This window comes from Bradyrhizobium sp. Crot121, from assembly GCF_059512385.1.
The window spans coordinates 1-1,863 of the sequence record NZ_JCAMOR010000214.1 but is presented as its reverse complement, the minus strand read 5'-3'; the positions used below and the strand labels follow the sequence as shown (position 1 = coordinate 1,863).

Annotated in this window: 1 protein-coding gene and 1 pseudogene; one reads left to right on the top strand and one right to left on the bottom strand. The window is 60.7% G+C overall.

The annotated features are described in order from the left end of the window. Positions 1 to 309: transposase domain-containing protein (locus AC5ZGW_RS46065; RefSeq protein ID WP_496114157.1), on the top strand; the 309-nt coding region annotated here is incomplete at its 5' end. Positions 310 to 464: 155 nt separating this feature from the next. Here the strand turns inward: AC5ZGW_RS46065 and AC5ZGW_RS46060 are convergent. After that, positions 465 to 1,618, bottom strand: a pseudogene (locus AC5ZGW_RS46060) (IS701 family transposase). Between the last annotated feature and the right edge of the window lie 245 nt (positions 1,619 to 1,863).

Sequence of the window (1,863 nt, the reverse complement as noted above, 5' to 3'; positions counted from 1 at the left end):
GGTCGCACCATACGCCACGATGTAGAACACCGCAGCGGAACGTTGGCACCGAGACATCTCATACCGGTTACCAACCCGGTCGAAAATCAGATCAGGCCGCTGGTGCTGACGCGCAAAAATTCGTTGTTTGCAGGTCACGACGAAGGCGGACGTTCATGGGCGCGCATAGCTTCGCTCATCGCTACTTGCAAGATCAACAACGTCGAGCCCTACGCCTGGATGAAGGCGACGCTCGAAGCGATCGCGGCCGGACACCCACAGGCGCGGATCGACGAACTCATGCCCTGGTCGTTCGGCCGAACCCCGTAATCCTCTGTTGCCCCTCCACACGCGACTTCAACGATTTGCAACGCGTTGATCAACAGATTGCAATCCGTTGCGCCAACGCGTTGCAATCCGTCCCTCCAAATCTTTGCGAATGGGACATAGACGTCGCTTACGGATTTCCTGGATCGACCAGCGGATCAGGAACGATGTTTGGTGCGCCGGCGTCGCGTTTTTTTGAGTGCTGGCTCAGCATTGGCCCGATGACGGATGACGGCCATCATGGCGAAGGCCAGCATGACGAGTGACACATGGCGATGCCAGCCATGCCAGGAGCGGCTTTCGTTGTGATCAAGGCCGAGCTCGTTCTTGGCGGTTTCGAAGCTGTCCTCAATGGCCCAGCGATGGCCTTCCACCGATACCAGCTTCTGCATGGACGTGCCCTTGGGGCACCATGTGGAGAAGAAGGCCAAGCTGCCGTCGGCAATGTTGCGGCGGATCAGAAGACCCCGCGTCCATTCCCCGGCAAGGGCGTCGTTGTAGTCACTGGCGTCAAGATCGGCCAGCTCAAGAGAGGCCCAGGCGTGCCAGCGCGGACCTTTGGTCCCTTCGCCGGCGGCAGGCGGCGCCAGGCTTTCTTGGGAAGGCTCTGCGCGATCTCGGAGGCGGTGCCGGCGACAGGCCGCGGCTTGCCCCAGGAACGGAACACATGATTGGACGCAACACCCAGAACGTAGCCTTTGCCCGCCTTGCGCAGCAGGGATTCGATCTCAACCGTGCCATACACGCTGTCCGCCGCCACGAACGAGAATGGCACCTTGGCGGCGATCGCACGAGCGATCATTCGACGCGCGATCTTGGGCTTCGTGGCAAAGCCCACATCGCTCGGGACGTGCGCGGCCCTCAGGCGAACGGGTTCGTCCGTCCATTCCTTTGGCAGGTAGAGTGCCCGATCGATGAAGGCATGGCCATGCCGCGACACGTAGGAGGCGAACACTCCGATCTGGCAATTGGTGATCTTGCCCGCCGAGCCAGTGTACTGGCGCGCGACCCCGCACGAGGCCTTGCCCTGTTTTAAAAACCCGGTCTCATCGATGATCAGAACCGCGTCCTCATCGGCCAGCGTTTCCAGCGCGTACTCACGGACAATATCGCGCAGCGCGTCGGCATCCCACTGCCCCCGGCCCAGGATCGCCTGCTGGCGCCACGGGCCTGGATCGCCGGCTGCTTCCGCCCGCATCCAACCCGTCTTGCGCGGCTCGTTGCCCAACAGTCCGTCGAGAAACTGCCCCGCCGAGGCCGCGACCCGCTCCTGCGTAAACAGCCGACGGATGCGTTGCTTTACATCTCGCAACGACGAAGCCCGCGCTCCTGATCTCTTTCTATCACGCTGCCAGAGACTCTGTCTGCTGCTGTTGCTGTGATGGGGTGGACGCCCCTCGACGGCATCGATGTGCCAAAGTGAAGGGTGTTGAACCGTCACAGAGAGGAAGCGTCCGTGAACAAAGTTAGCACTATTGGACTAGCATTACAGTTGTTTTTTTAGTGGGTTTCTGAATCCATGGGCAACCATGATTCGAAGATCGTGGACGCAGGCAG